1 protein-coding gene is annotated in these 1,103 nt (G+C 57.8%); it reads left to right on the forward strand.

Going from position 1 to position 1,103, the window contains the following annotated elements:
* Positions 1 to 1,103 (forward strand): DegT/DnrJ/EryC1/StrS aminotransferase family protein (locus MOV76_RS39200; RefSeq protein ID WP_281411125.1); only part of this gene is annotated, 1,103 nt, incomplete at both ends.

A 1,103-nucleotide genomic window follows, 5' to 3' on the forward strand; every position in this document is an offset into this window, starting at 1 on the left:
GACGGCGTCATGAAAAACGAAAAGATCTATGTAACGAAGCCCAGCCTGCCGCCGCTCGAAGAATTCATTCCGTCGCTGGAAGCAATCTGGAACAATCGCGTCCTGACCAATGGCGGGCCATTCCACCAGCAGCTGGAGCAGGAGCTCTGCAACCATCTCGGCGTGAAGCACATCAGCCTTTTTTCCAACGCCACGGTCGCGCTGCTGACGGCGCTTCAGGCGCTCCGCGTCACGGGCGAAGTCATCACCACGCCTTATTCCTTCGTGGCCACTTCGCATTCGCTTCTCTGGAACGGCTTAAAGCCCGTCTTCGTCGACATCGATCCGGTGACGCTCAATGTCGATCCAGCGAAGATCGAGGCGGCGATCACGCAGCAGACGACGGCGATCATGCCGGTGCATTGCTACGGCCACCCTTGTGACGTCGATGCTATCCAGAAGATCGCCGATCTCTACAATCTGAAGGTCATCTATGACGCCGCCCATTCCTTCGGCGTGGAAGACGAGCGGGGAAGCATTCTCAATCACGGCGACCTTTCCATCCTGAGCTTCCATGCGACGAAGGTTTTCAACACATTCGAAGGCGGGGCCATCATCTGCCCGGATGTCAAGACGAAGACCCGCATCGACCAGCTGAAGAACTTCGGTTACGTCGACGAAGTGACCGTGGTGGCGCCAGGCACGAACGGCAAGATGAGCGAGTTCAACGCTGCGCTCGGCCTGTTGCAGCTGAAATACATCAAGCTCGCGCTCGAAAGGCGTGGTTTGATCGACAGTGCATATCGTGAGCGGCTCCGCGGCGTGGCCGGCATAGAATGCCTGGACCGTTCCGGCGAGACCGTCTCCAACTTCTCTTATTTCCCGATCCTCGTACGCCCTGACTATCCCATTTCACGCGATGGGCTCTATGAACGGCTGAAGGAAAACAGCATTCATCCGCGCCGCTATTTCTATCCGCTGATTTCAAGCTTCTCGATGTACCGCAGCCTGCCTTCCTCGCAGCCCTCGAATCTGCCGGTCGCAACCGAGGCCGCACAGCAGGTGCTCTGCCTTCCCATCTATCCGGACATGGAGATGGAGATCGTCGACAAGGTCTGCGCGCT

The sequence above is a fragment of the Rhizobium sp. PRIMUS64 genome, from assembly GCF_023006465.1.
GTDB classification, from domain to species: Bacteria; Pseudomonadota; Alphaproteobacteria; order Rhizobiales; family Rhizobiaceae; genus Rhizobium; species Rhizobium leguminosarum.